Source organism: Allobosea sp. P4_H5 (assembly GCF_056400825.1).
Window position 1 is genome coordinate 360,922 of the sequence record NZ_JBFUKM010000006.1, and the last position, 12,511, is coordinate 373,432.

At 66.4% G+C, this 12,511-nt stretch carries 12 protein-coding genes; 8 read left to right on the forward strand and 4 right to left on the reverse strand.

The genetic code is table 11. The annotated features are described in order from the left end of the window. Positions 1-286: 286 nt before the first annotated feature. Entirely contained in the window at positions 287-1,165 is an 879-nt protein-coding gene (gene rsgA / locus AC1DS0_RS15340) for a ribosome small subunit-dependent GTPase A (RefSeq protein ID WP_476815155.1), read from the reverse strand. 417 nt (positions 1,166-1,582) lie between these two features. On the opposite strand from rsgA, the gene AC1DS0_RS15345 reads away from it, so the two are divergent. From AC1DS0_RS15345 to AC1DS0_RS15375, 7 genes are all read left to right on the forward strand, one after another. Further along, complete coding sequence (locus AC1DS0_RS15345; protein ID WP_476815156.1) at positions 1,583-2,395, forward strand: ABC transporter permease; 813 nt, start codon at positions 1,583-1,585, stop codon at positions 2,393-2,395. Beyond that, the gene (locus tag AC1DS0_RS15350; protein ID WP_476815157.1) at positions 2,395-3,483 is read left to right on the forward strand and encodes an ABC transporter ATP-binding protein; all 1,089 of its coding nucleotides are present in this window, start codon (positions 2,395-2,397) and stop codon (positions 3,481-3,483) included. Before AC1DS0_RS15345 ends, AC1DS0_RS15350 begins: the two co-directional genes overlap by 1 nt. Positions 3,484-3,521: 38 nt before the next feature. Next, positions 3,522-4,577: an extracellular solute-binding protein gene (locus AC1DS0_RS15355; RefSeq protein WP_476815158.1), complete on the forward strand. Its 1,056-nt coding sequence runs from the start codon at positions 3,522-3,524 to the stop codon at positions 4,575-4,577. A 9-nt stretch (positions 4,578-4,586) separates the two neighbouring features. After that, the gene (locus AC1DS0_RS15360) at positions 4,587-5,453 is read left to right on the forward strand and encodes an ABC transporter permease (RefSeq protein ID WP_476815159.1); all 867 of its coding nucleotides are present in this window, start codon (positions 4,587-4,589) and stop codon (positions 5,451-5,453) included. A gap of 76 nt (positions 5,454-5,529) precedes the next feature. Further along, entirely contained in the window at positions 5,530-6,489 is a 960-nt protein-coding gene (locus AC1DS0_RS15365; RefSeq protein ID WP_476815160.1) for an aldo/keto reductase, read from the forward strand. A 101-nt stretch (positions 6,490-6,590) separates the two neighbouring features. Then, positions 6,591-8,069 carry an aldehyde dehydrogenase family protein gene (locus AC1DS0_RS15370; protein ID WP_476815161.1) on the forward strand — a complete coding sequence of 493 codons (1,479 nt, stop codon included), beginning with the start codon at positions 6,591-6,593 and terminating at the stop codon, positions 8,067-8,069. Positions 8,070-8,116: 47 nt separating this feature from the next. Beyond that, complete coding sequence (locus AC1DS0_RS15375; protein ID WP_476815162.1) at positions 8,117-9,535, forward strand: M20 family metallopeptidase; 1,419 nt, start codon at positions 8,117-8,119, stop codon at positions 9,533-9,535. A 32-nt stretch (positions 9,536-9,567) separates the two neighbouring features. Here the strand turns inward: AC1DS0_RS15375 and AC1DS0_RS15380 are convergent, their stop codons facing one another. Then, entirely contained in the window at positions 9,568-10,569 is a 1,002-nt protein-coding gene (locus AC1DS0_RS15380) for a LacI family DNA-binding transcriptional regulator (protein ID WP_476815177.1), read from the reverse strand. A 321-nt stretch (positions 10,570-10,890) separates the two neighbouring features. Between AC1DS0_RS15380 and AC1DS0_RS15385 the strand changes: the two genes are divergently transcribed. After that, positions 10,891-11,283, forward strand: a complete 393-nt coding sequence (locus AC1DS0_RS15385; protein ID WP_476815163.1) for a carboxymuconolactone decarboxylase family protein — start codon at positions 10,891-10,893, stop codon at positions 11,281-11,283. A 66-nt stretch (positions 11,284-11,349) separates the two neighbouring features. Here the strand turns inward: AC1DS0_RS15385 and AC1DS0_RS15390 are convergent, their stop codons facing one another. Continuing rightward, positions 11,350-11,649, reverse strand: a complete 300-nt coding sequence (locus AC1DS0_RS15390) for a hypothetical protein (protein WP_476815164.1) — start codon at positions 11,647-11,649, stop codon at positions 11,350-11,352. A gap of 560 nt (positions 11,650-12,209) precedes the next feature. Further along, positions 12,210-12,511 (reverse strand): integrase core domain-containing protein (locus tag AC1DS0_RS15395; protein ID WP_476815165.1); only part of this gene is annotated, 302 nt, incomplete at its 5' end.

Genomic DNA, 12,511 nt, shown 5'->3' on the forward strand with positions numbered 1-12,511 from the left:
GTCATGCGCCATTTCCTGACGTTAGCCCGCTGGCGGAAAGCAGACGTGGGGCTGCGCGCCCAGACGGACGCTCATCTACCTTTGCCGGAGACCAAGGCGTTATGACAGATTCGGACCGGCCGCCTCGTTCAAGAATAACAGGCGCTGAGGTTCGGGCTGCTTTCAAACGCGATTGGCGGATCCTAACCAACGCGCTTACGAGCTCGACCAGGGCAAGCGGTCCGGAACCCAGCCGGTGAAAAAGCGCGAGCGGCCGAGGTTTTGGGCTGGGCCGATCCGATGCCCGCTACCGCCCTTTCCCCCTCAGCCCCTTCACCCCCGCCGTCTTTGCCCTGTTCTCCAGGTCGAGCTTGCGCCAGCGTGCCAGCCGCTCAGGGTCGATCACGCCTTTGGCAACTGCATCCTGAACCGCGCAGCCGGGTTCGTGCTCATGGGTGCAGTCGCGGAAGCGGCAGAGCGGGCTTAGTTCCGTGATCTCGGCGAACAGCGTTTCGAGACCAGACGCCGCATCGCTGACATGGAGCGTGCGCATGCCCGGCGTATCAATCACCCAGCCGCCGCAGGCAATCGCATGCAGCGAGCGCGACGTCGTGGTGTGGCGCCCCTTAGCGTCGTGGGCGCGGATGTCGCCGGTCTGCTGCCGTTCGCCCCCGATGGTGCCGGCAAGCGCGTTCACAAGCGTCGATTTGCCGACGCCGGACGAACCGACCAGCGCGAGGGTGCGGCCTTCGCCACACCAGGGCGCGAACACAGCCGCCGCGTGAGAGCTGCGCGGATTGACGGTTGCAACAGCCAGGCCGCGCTGCAGGGCGGCGGCCTGGTCGAGATAAGGCTGAACGTCCGGCACGAGATCGGCCTTGGTCAGCAGGATGACGGGTTCGGCTCCGCTCTCATTGGTCAGCGCAAGATAGCGCTCCAGGCGCGCGACGTTGAAATCAGCATTGCAGGAGGTGACGATGAACAGCGTGTCGATATTGGCCCCGGCAAGCTGCGGCGTCATGCTGCCCTCTGTGCGCCGCGCCAACAACGTGGCGCGCTCCAGCCGGCGCCGTAGCAGATGTGTGCCGGGCTCCACCAGAACCCAGTCACCAACCGTGAAGTCGCCTGTATTGGTATGCACCGGCAGCTTGAGCCAGATCGGCCCATCGGGCGTGATTGCGCTCATGCGGGTGCGGTGCACAGAGCCGATGCGCGCAGGCTGGAGGCCAGCGTCACCTGGTTCGCATTGATCTGCAAAGAAATCCGTCCAGCCCAGCGCCGCAAGTGACAGTGGTGCGGAGGCAGTGTCGCCTTGCGTCACAGTATCGCCCCACCGCTCGGCGTCCTCGTCATGGGCACGATAGAGCGGGGTTTAGGCCGGCTTGCAAGTGCAGAAGGACGGAAGGTGAGCGCATTCCGCGACAGCGATCGGGCGGATCGCGTCCGCTTCCAGAAAGCAAACCTAGCCAGCCGCTTCCCAAATAGCGACTCGGGCCAACCTGGCGCAGCGCTCGATTGACAGCCCCGGACAACCGCGATAGCGTCCAAATGTTATCGATCACATCGATGACACCCAGACCTCCCAACGAGCATCGATCCGCCCTTGATCAAGACAAAAGGCCACGTCGAATCTCATGTCTCGTCGACCCTCGTCGGGCTCGGCGGGCTCGTGATAGCGTTGCCGCTTCTGCTCACCCTCTACATCAGTGTCTTCGACGAGGACCTCATCGTTTTCCCGCCACGCGGCTGGACCCTGCGCTGGTATGGGGAAGCGATCGCCAAATTCAGCGCCACGGCGCTCACCAGTCTCGGCATCGCGCTTGCTGCCGTGGCTGGCAGCCTCCTCATCGGCATTCCCTGCGGGATCGGCCTGCATCGCTACCGCTTCCGCGGACGCTCGCTCGCTTTCAGCCTTGTCACTGCTCCGATGATCGTGCCCGGCGTCGCACTCGGCCTCTCGCTCGCGATCTTCGCGATCTGGCTCACGCGGCAGGGCGCCATGGACCTTCGTACCTCGCTGCTGCCGTTGATCTGCGCCCATGTGCTGATCGCCCTGCCCTGGGTCGTCCGGCTCTGCATCGCCAGCCTGGCGAATTACGACCCCGCGGCGGAGGAGGCGGCAGCCAGCCTCGGGGCAAAGCCGCTGCGCGTGGTCTGGCACGTCACCCTGCCGGCGATGCGCCCGGGCATCATCGCCGCCGCTCTCTTCGCCTTCGTCGTCTCGTTCGAGAATCTCGAAATGACCATGTTCCTGCTCAAGCCCGGCGTCACGACCCTGCCGGTTTCCGTGCTCGGCTATCTGAGCTTCCGCGTCGATCCGATGATCTCGGCGCTGGCTGTGCTCCAGATCGCCTTCATCGCCGTGACGCTGCTCGTCGTCGACCGCTTCTTCAGGATCGGAAGGGTGGTCGGCTGATGGGCGCCACGCTGGACATCTCGAATCTCGACAAACGCTACGCGGGGTTCACCGCCCTCGACGGCGTCAGCATGTCGGTCTCGGGCGGCGAGATGGTTGCCATCCTCGGCCCCTCGGGCTGCGGCAAGACCACGACGCTGCGCACGGTCGCCGGCTTCATCGAGCCGAGCGGCGGCGACATCCGCATCGACGGGCAAAGCGTGCTCGGCCTGCCGACGCATCGCCGCAATCTCGGCATCGTCTTTCAAAGCTATGCGCTTTTCCCGCATTACACGGTCGAGCAGAACATCGCCTTCGGCCTGAAGATGCGCAAGCAACCTGCCGGGACGATGTCCGGGCGCGTCATGGAGATGCTGCGGCTGGTGAAGCTGGAAGAGCTCGCGGCGCGCTATCCGCGCGAGCTCTCGGGCGGGCAGCAGCAGCGCGTCGCGCTGGCCCGGGCGCTGGCGCCGCAGCCCCATCTGCTGCTGATGGACGAGCCGCTCTCCAACCTCGATGCCTCGTTGCGCGCCGAGGTTTCCCGCGACATCCGCCTGCTTCAGCGGCAGGCGGGCCTGACCTCGGTCATGGTCACCCATGACCAGCAGGAAGCGATGTCGATGGCGGACCGGCTCGTCGTGATGAGCGGCGGCCGGGTCCAGCAGATCGGCACGCCGCAGGACCTCTACGAGCGGCCGGCCAATACCTTCGTCGCCTCCTTCATCGGGGCAAGCAACCTGCTCGCGGGCGTGCTCGAGGGCTCCTCCTTCGTCCTACCCGGCGGCGCACGGCTCGGCCTGCGCCGCGATTACGGGCGCAAGGGCGCCGGCACCCTCGCGTTGCGGCCCGAGCGGCTGCGGCTGACGACGTCTGAGGCAAGCCGGCCCGGCGCGCTCGAAGGCCGCGTCGAACTCGCGACCTATCTCGGGTCCGTCGTCGAGCATGTCGTCGTCATCGGCGAGGATCTGCGGGTGATCGTCCGCGGCGCTTCCGGCGCCGGCGAGGAAGGCCGCGTCCATGCGCCGGCCAAGCGCGTGGCTGTCGAATGGGCTGTCGACGGCGAACATCTCTTCGATGCCGAGGGGATGGCGATCGCATTGGGCCGCTGAAGGGCCTGGTTTTCAGACAACGAAAGGGGAGAAGAGCAATGACAAACGAACATGGCCGATCGGCCAGCCTGACACGCCGCAACCTCCTGATCGGCGCGGCCGCCCTGGCGGCCCCCGCGATCATCGGCCGGCACGCCTTCGCCCAGAACGGGGGCGAGGTCGTGATCGGCGTCTCCGGCGGCGATTACGGTCGTCTAGTCAAGGAGAACATCGACGATCTCGTGCTCGGCCCGCAGGGGATCAAGGTGGTGCAGGACCAGGGCGACGAGCCCTTCCGCGTCGCCAAAGTCGTCGCCGCCCGCGACCAGGCCAAGGGCACACTCGACATCCTCCAGGCCGAGGCGACCGCCTGCTACCGCCTCGCCGATGCCGGGCTGCTCGAAAAGCTGGACGAGAACAACGTCCCGAACATCAAATACGTGCTGCCGCATCTGCGAACCGACTTCATGGTGCCGCAGATCTACAGCCCGCAAGTCCTCGTCTACAACGAGAAGCTGGTCGACAAGCCGCCGACCACGCTGACCGACATGCTCGACCCGAAATACAAGGGCAAGTTCGGCATCTCGGCGCAGAATGCGCTGCACCTGATTACGGCCTCCTCGCTGGCCAAGACCGGGGGCGCCAGCGATTTCGAGGCGGCCAAGCCGCTGGTCGAGCAGCTCATCGCCAACGGCCTGCGCATCTATCCGCAGCCCGACGCGATCGCCGCCGCGCTGAACTCCGGGGAAATCTCCGTCAGCCTGATGTGGCTCGCCCGCAAGATCCTCTGGCGGAAGGCCAACCTGCCCCTCGAGGCGGCCTACCCCAAGGAGGGCTGCATGCTCTTCATCAATGCCATGTCGGTGCCCAAGAGCGCGCCGAACAAGGCGAATGCCTTCAAGTACCTGAATGCCGTGCTCGACCCGAGGGCCCAGACCGGCTTTGCGAAGAACATGGGCTATCTACCGACCTCCTCGCAGACGACGCTCGAAGGTGAGGTCGCCAAGCAACTCGAACTGCCGAACCCGGCGCCCAAGATGATCCTGCCGGACTTCGCCTATCTGGCCAAGAACCAGAACGCGATGAACGACTGGTGGAAGAAGGCGATCCGGTAAGGCTTCGCGATGACCGACGCTCCCGACGCCAGAGGCGCGGGCCTGCTCAGAGCAGGCCTGCTGGTGGGACCGGCACCGGCGGTCGCGATCGCCCTGCTGGTCGCGCCGCTGGTCCTGTTATTCCGCTACAGTCTGAACCAGTACGACGCGACCCTGCTGATGGTCGAGGCGGTGACCTGGGAGAACTACGCCACCTTCATCCAGGACCCGTACTACCGCGAAGTGTTGGGGGTCACGGTGGCGGTCGCCGCCGGCTGTACGGGCGTGTGCCTGCTGCTGGGGATGCCGATCGCCTACCGGCTGGCGCGGATGCGCAGTCGCTGGAAATCGGCGGCGATGCTGCTGGTCATCATTCCCCTGTTTATCGGCGGCGCGGTGCGCACCGTCGGCTGGATGATCCTGTTCAGCCGCGGCGGGCTGCTCGACAGCCTCGTCGGGAAACTGTCGCCCGGCACACATTTCGAGATGATGTACACGCCCTGGGCGGTGGTGCTCGGCCTGGTCTCGATCATCCTGCCCTTCGTCGTGCTGACGCTGCAAAGCGTCTTCGAGAGCATCGACGTGCGGCTGGAGGAAGCCGCGAGCGGGCTCGGCGCTTCGCCGGCACGGACCCACTGGCACATCGTGCTGCCGCTGGCGATGCGCGGCGTCATCACCGGCGGCACCCTCTCCTTCATCCTGTGCATGAACGCATATGGCACCCCGGTGCTGCTCGGCGGGCCGCGCTTCGAGATGATGGCGCCGCTGCTCTATTACGAGTTCTCCAGCAACAACAACTGGCCTTTCGCGGCGGCACTGGCCTTCGTCCTGATGGCTTCGACCTTCCTGCTCACGGCACTCGCTCCGCTGGTCGTGCCGAAGCGTTACGGGCTCTAGGGCACGGCGCACCTTTTCCATTCACACGAGCGGCTCCTGGCAAAACGGAACCGCTCTTCCATCCCAAGAGGTATCGATGCGTTACATTCAACTCGGCGGCTCCGATCTCAAGGTCAGCCGCGTCTGCCTGGGCGGCAATTCGTGGGGCGCCAAGGGGCGCCGCGCCTGGGCGCCGTTCGGCCCCGACGAAAGCGCCGGCTTCTTCAGGGCCGCGCGCGAGGCCGGGATCAATTTCTTCGATACGGCCGAAGGCTACAACGACGGCGAGAGCGAGCGCATCATCGGCGACCGGCTGATCGGCGAGCATCCGCGCTCCGAGCTGGTGATCTGCACCAAATCGGTGCCGCAGGCCGGCGAGAACGGCGTTCGCCAGCATATCGTGAAAGCTGTCGAGGCCAGCCTGGAGCGGCTGAAGACCGACTATATCGACGTCTTCTGCCTGCACCGTCTCGATCCGGCCCTCCCGGTCGAGGAAGCGCTGGCCGGGCTCGAGGATGTCGTCTCCAGCGGCAAGGTCCGCTATGTCGGCGCCTCGACGATGCGTCCCTCGCAGTTCGCCCGCATCGTCACCCTGGCAAAGCAGAGTGGCGTCGCCCGCTTCGTCGCGATGCAGAACCTGCACAACCTCCTCTACCGGGAGGACGAGCACGACATGAACCTGTTCTGTGCCGAGGAAAGCATCTCGACCTTCCCCTACAGCCCGCTAGCGCGCGGCATGCTCTCCGGCTCGCGCCTCGATAGCACCGCCGCGACCGAGCGCTCGGCCAATGACGGCTACGCCGAATACTACAAGCGCGAGAACAACCGCCCGATCATCGAGCGCGTGGTCGAGATCGCCACGGCACGCGGTGTCAAGCCGACACAGGTGGCGCTGGCCTGGCTGCTCTCGAAGCCGGCCGTCGGCTCGCCGGTGATCGGCGCGACGAAGCACGAGCATCTCTTCGACGCCGCCCGCGGCACCGAGCTCGACCTGACGGCCGAGGAGATCGCCCGCCTCGAAGAGAAATACACGACGACCACGCCGATCTTCGCCTGAGCCGTCACGAAAACCGCAGCCGCAGCGGTGACCGACGCCGGACATCTCCGTCCGGCGAAAGGTTCTGCTCGGCCGCAAGCCTCCCGTTCCGGAGTACCGCCATGCTCGATTTCGATCCCGCTTCCGTCCCGCTCCTGCCGGGCCATTTCATCGATGGCGCGCTGGTGACGGGGGAAGGTGAAGGGCTGGAGGTCCGGCGTGCCTCGGACGGAAAGATCTATGCGCAGGTCCCGCTCGCCTCGGCTGCGATCGTCGATCGCGCGGTGGCGAGCGCCGACATGGCGTTCCGCAGCAGCGGCTGGGCGACTTGCGCCCCGCGCGAGCGGGCAAGGCTGCTGCGCCGCTGGGCCGATCTGATCGATGCGAAGCGCGATGAGCTCGCCCGGCTCGAATCCGTTGGCTCGACGCGGCTTATTTCCGAGACCCATGCCGGCGACGTGCCAGCCACTGCCGAGACCATCCGCTTCTTTGCCGAGCTCGCGGACAAAGTCGGCGGCGAGGTCGCTGCGACGCAATCCGATCTCGTCGGCCTGATCATCCGTGAACCGATCGGCGTCGTGGCGGCGATCAGTCCCTGGAATTTCCCGCTCAGCCTCTCGGCCTGGAAGATCGCGCCGGCGCTGGCGGCGGGCAATGCCGTCGTGCTGAAGCCCTCCGAGCTGACGCCCTTCTCGGTGATGCGGCTGGCCCAGCTCGCCATCGAAGCCGGCTTGCCACCGGGCATCTTCAACATCGTGCAGGGCGACGGCCCCGTCACCGGCGATGCGCTCTGCCGCCATCCGCTGGTCGGCAAGATCACCTTCACCGGCTCCTCGCGCACCGGCGCGCAGATCATGGCGACCGGCGCCATGACCGGGATCAAGCCGGTAACGCTGGAGCTCGGCGGCAAGAGCCCTCAGATCGTCTTCGCCGACGTGCCCGACCGCGACAAGCTGGCCCGGCTAATCGCCCGCTCCTTCCTCGGCAATGCCGGGCAGGTCTGCGTCGCCGGCTCGCGGCTCGTCGTCCAGCGCGCCATCGCGGACGAGCTGGTCGAGCGCATCGCGGCGATCGCGGCCGAGGTGAAGCCCGGGCCGACCTGGCGCGCCGCCACCACCTTCTCGCCGATCATCTCCGAGCGGCAGGCAGCGCGGATCGACGCCATCGTCGACGCCACGCTTTCCGCGGGCGCGGAGGCGGTGATCGGTGCCGGGCGGCTGCCGGTCGACCATGGCGGCCTCTATTACCGCCCGACCATCCTGCGCTCCGTCTCCGCCGGTATGCCGGCCGTCGAGGAGGAGATCTTCGGTCCGGTCCTGACCGTCCAGACCTTCGAGACCGAGGAAGAGGCGCTCGCGTTGGCCGACCATCCGACCTACGGCCTCAATGCCGGGCTCCATACCGCCGATCTCAACCGGGCGATGCGCTGCATCCGCCGGCTCCAGGCCGGGACGATCTGGGTCAACCGCTACGGCCGCAGCGGCGACTTCATCCTGCCGACCGGCGGCTACAAGCAATCCGGCATCGGCAAGGACCTCGGGCGCGAAGCCTTCGAGGCCAGCCTCAAGTCGAAGACCGTGCTGATGGACATCTCGGCCTGAACCGGCCGGTCCATCGCTCCCGTCACAGAACACCAGGAAGGCACCCGATGAACTCCGATCCGATCTGGCGGCTCGTCGACGAGCTCAGCCCGCGCTATATCGACCTCGCCGACCGGGTCTGGGCCATGCCTGAGACGCTCTACCAGGAGTTCCGCTCCAGCACCGAGCATGTGGCGATGCTCGAAGCCGAGGGCTACCGCGTCACGCGCGGCCTCGCCGGCATCGAGACCGCGATCATGGGCGAGGCCGGCGAAGGCGGCCCGGTCATCGCCTTCCTCGGCGAATATGACGCCCTGCCGGGCCTGAGCCAGGAGGCCGGCTCGACGACCCACAACCCGGTCGAGGCCGACGGCCCCGGCCATGGCTGCGGCCACAACCTGCTCGGTTCCGCCTCCATGCTCGCGGCGAGCGCGGTGAAAGACTATCTCACAGCCAACAACCTGCCCGGCCGGGTCCGTTACTATGGCTGCCCCGCCGAGGAAGGCGGCGCGGGCAAGACCTTCATGGTCCGCGCCGGCTGCTTCGACGATGTCGACATCGCGATCTGCTGGCACCCGGCGGCCTTCCCCGGCGTGATCGAGCCGGACTCGCTTGCCAATACCCGCATCGACTTCAGCTTCGCCGGCCGCGCCGCCCATGCCGCCGCCTCGCCGCATCTGGGCCGCAGCGCGCTCGATGCGGTCGAGCTGATGAATGTCGGCGTCAACTATCTGCGCGAGCACATGCCGAGCAACGCCCGCGTCCATTATGCCGTCGTCGATACCGGTGGCATCGCCCCCAATGTCGTGCAGGCACAGGCCCGTGTCCGCTATTCCGTCCGGGCCGGCACCACGCCGGCGATGTTCGAATTGCTCGGGCGCGTGCGCAAGATCGCCCAGGGCGCGGCGCTGATGACGGAAACCGCCGTCTCCGAGACGGTGCTCGCCGGCGTCTCGAACCTGCTCGGCAATCCGCCGCTCGAGCGGGCAATGCATGCTCAGCTCGAACGGCTCGGCCCGCCCGAGTTCGACGAGGCCGACCGCGCCTTCGCCGGCGAAATCCGCAAGACCGTCGGCCCCGAGGATATCGCCTCGGACTATTACCGCCTCGGCCTGCCCTTCGACCACGATAAGCTCCTGGCCGACCGGATCGTGCCGCTCGACGCCAAATCGCATATGAGCGGCAGCACAGATGTCGGCGATGTGAGCTGGGTGGTGCCGACCGTTCAGGCCCATGGCGCGACTTACGCCATCGGGACGCAGCTCCACACCTGGCAGATGACGGCGCAGGGCAAGCTGCCGGCCGCGCACAAGGGCATGGTTCATGTCGCCAAGGCGCTGGCGGCGCTGGCGACGGAAGTCCTGACCAAGCCGGAGCTGCTCGCGGCGGCGAAGACCGACCATGCCGGCCGGACCGCCGACACGCCCTACACCTGTCCGATTCCCCCGGATGTGAACCCACCCCGCCGCAAGGCGACGGACGCATGAAGCCTGCCGGCTCCTCGATCGAGGAGCCCAGCTCAGCTGCTCTCCCGCTCCTCGATCGTGAACGGGACGGTGACGTGGCGAGCAGGGGTGACCTCGCCCTGACGGGCCGCGCGGATACTTTCCAGCAGCAGGTCGCCGGCAGAGCGTCCGAGAGCGTAGGCGTCGGCCTTGATCGTCGTGAGGCGCGGCAGGCTGTAGCGCGAGACCTCGGAATCGCCGAAGCCCGCTATCGCGCATCGTCCGGGCACGTCCCAGCCGCGCCGCTGGCACTCCGTCAGCACACCGAAGGCCGCGAGGTCGTGGACGCAGGCCACGGCATCGACGCCGGGAAAGCGCGTCAGCATTTCCACGATCGCTTCGGCGCCCTGTCCCATGGCCAGCGCCGTCGGTGCCTGCCTGAAGCCGACGATGCGTCCCTCCGGCAGGCCAAGCTCCCGGATCGCGGCCTCGTAGCCCGCGCGCCGGATCGTGCCGGGCGAGCCTGGGTAGGATGTGCCGCCGATGAAGCCGATCTCGCGATAGCCCTTGTCGTGCAGCCGGCGCACCAGCGTCTCCGTCGCGAGCGCGTTGGAAAATCCGGCGATATGATGGATCGGGTCCCGCGGGACGTCCCAGGCTTCGACGATCGGTATTCCGGCTGCGTGCAGCATCGCCCGGGAGCGCTCGCTATGCTGCCCGGTGACGAGCATGAGCGCCTCGGGGCGCCGGCGCATCATCGCGCCGATCAGCGCCTCCTCCTTCTCGGACGAGTACTCGGTATAGCCGAGGAGGATCTGCAGCCCGCTCTCGGCAGCCGCATCGGTCAGGCCGCGGGCCAGATCGGCGAAGATGGCGTTGTTGACCGAGGGTACGAGCGCCGAGATGAAGCCGGTCTGGTTCGAGGACAGGGCCCCGGCGCGCTCGTCGAGGATGTAGCCGATCTCGTCGCAGACGGCGAGGATGCGTTGGCGTGTCGCATCGAGGATGACGCTGTCGCTCTTCAGCGCGCGGGAGACCGTCATGGTCGAGACACCGGCGAGCCGCGCCACATCCATCATCGTCGGCGGCCGTTTCGGCGGGGGCTGCCCGCTTTTGGCTTCAGGCTTAGTGGCAAGGTCCCGCTGGCGTTTCGACATGGAGCTCCGATGATATTCAGACTTGCCCTTTACGGCTCTCGATCTGTGGGCGCGGGGCGGACAGTTGCGCGCATCACGCGTTCCGCCCGCTTCGCGTACTCGACCGGTCATAGAGCCGGCCTCGGAATCTGTTATCGATACCATCGAAGCAGACCGCGCTGCAACCGTTGAGACTGCGCTGGCAGGCGGCGGGTTGAGACATCCCCGAACTCCCCATATGACGAACAGGAGGAACGTTCCATGACAGACATCACCAAGGAAGCCGTCGAAAAGGGCATTGCCAGTTTCATGGCGACGACGGGCCACGTCCCGCCTCCCTACGGAGTCATGATCGAACACGCTCCGCAGGCTTTCGCCGGCTATGGGCTGATCCGGGATTTCGTGATGCGCTCGCCGGCCGAAGGCGGCGCGCTCGACATCAAGACGAAGGAGCTGATCTTCGCCTTGCTCGATACACTCGCCGGACAGAAGGAGGGCGCGATCGCCCATGCGAAGCTCGCCGTCAAAAACGGGCTGACGCTGGCCGAGCTGACCGAAGGGTTGATACAGGTCGTGATCGTCGGCGGCATCTTGACCTGGAATACTATCGGCGCTGAAGTCGTCGTAGCGTGCGCTCCCGAGCAGCCAGATTGAAATCCGAAGTGGGCGAGGCCGTTAGATGGCCGTCCCCAATCTCCAGCTTTTCTCTAGGAGCGCGACCTACTCGTCTTCGATAGAAACCGGCTCGCGATCGCCGGGCCAGAGCGGATACGGCGGCGGCTCAGAGCCGTAGGGGCGATCCGGTTCGGCGGGATCGCCTTCCCGACGGTTACGCTTGCCGTGCTGCTTGGCTACGGGCTCCGGCTGATTCGCGAGAGCCCGCACCAGGCCGAGATGCGCGTCGAGGACACAGGGTTCTGGTGGCGCATCGCGTATGACGGCCCGTCCGGCAAACCGGTTGCCGAAGCCAATGAAATCCGCGTCCCCCGTCGGCGATGAGGTTGAGTTCGTTCTGCGCACCCCCGACGTGATCCATTCCTTCCGGTGCCGACGCAAGTCGATAAGCTTCGTGCGAAGGGCAAGGAGTTCGACTTCGATCAGCTATTGCGAAGCGCATGCGGCGCAGGTCGGTCTCGGCCAGCCATGCGCTCTTCCTGACTCAGCCGTAGATCGTCGCAGACGTCATCGACCAGGCCGGTGAAGCTGCCTTGGCGAACTGCCAACGAAGTGAACAATTCCGGCGCGGCGCGGTCAATCGCCCCACGGTCATCTGAGGCGAGGAATTCTAACTCGCCGGGTGCGCCATTAGCTGACGTTGACGCTCAGTCAGAATCCGGACGTTCGTCGGCTTCCGACCCATTGCGGACTGGCGCGAGCATCTGATCTCGCTACGCTAGTCACGGCTGGAAAATCCAGCGCGACGGTGCACGTCGCGCTGGTGGGGTTAGTCGCCCGCTCGCCGACTCGAAGAGATCATAGCCCGGCCAGGTAAACGCACATGTCATCGAGGCCTCCCTAAGGAGGGAACGGTGCGAGCGGACTGAACCGCCCCGGGTTCGCCGGAGGCCGTTTGGTTTGAGTCACGCCGCCATGGCTGGCTCATCCAGCATGGTGTAGTAGCGCTCCTCGGCTTCGGCCGGCGGAATGTTGCCGATGGGCTCCAGCAATCGGCGATGGTTGAACCAGTCGACCCAGGTCAACGTCGCGAACTCCACAGCCTCGAAGGATCGCCACGGCCCGCGCCGATGGATCAGCTCGGCCTTGTAGAGCCCGTTGATCGTCTCGGCGAGAGCGTTGTCGTAGCTGTCGCCCACACTGCCGACGGAGGGCTCGATGCCTGCCTCGGCCAGGCGCTCGGTATAGCGGATGCTCACATATTGAG

Coding starts and splice junctions, on each gene's coding strand:
- AC1DS0_RS15375 (WP_476815162.1), top strand. CDS start 8,117: ATGAACTCCGATCCGATCTGGCGGCTCGTCGACGAGCTCAGCCCGCGC.
- AC1DS0_RS15385 (WP_476815163.1), top strand. CDS start 10,891: ATGACAGACATCACCAAGGAAGCCGTCGAAAAGGGCATTGCCAGTTTC.
- AC1DS0_RS15350 (WP_476815157.1), top strand. CDS start 2,395: ATGGGCGCCACGCTGGACATCTCGAATCTCGACAAACGCTACGCGGGG.
- AC1DS0_RS15365 (WP_476815160.1), top strand. CDS start 5,530: ATGCGTTACATTCAACTCGGCGGCTCCGATCTCAAGGTCAGCCGCGTC.
- AC1DS0_RS15355 (WP_476815158.1), top strand. CDS start 3,522: ATGACAAACGAACATGGCCGATCGGCCAGCCTGACACGCCGCAACCTC.
- AC1DS0_RS15370 (WP_476815161.1), top strand. CDS start 6,591: ATGCTCGATTTCGATCCCGCTTCCGTCCCGCTCCTGCCGGGCCATTTC.
- rsgA (WP_476815155.1), bottom strand. CDS start 1,165: ATGAGCGCAATCACGCCCGATGGGCCGATCTGGCTCAAGCTGCCGGTG.
- AC1DS0_RS15380 (WP_476815177.1), bottom strand. CDS start 10,569: ATGGATGTGGCGCGGCTCGCCGGTGTCTCGACCATGACGGTCTCCCGC.
- AC1DS0_RS15360 (WP_476815159.1), top strand. CDS start 4,587: ATGACCGACGCTCCCGACGCCAGAGGCGCGGGCCTGCTCAGAGCAGGC.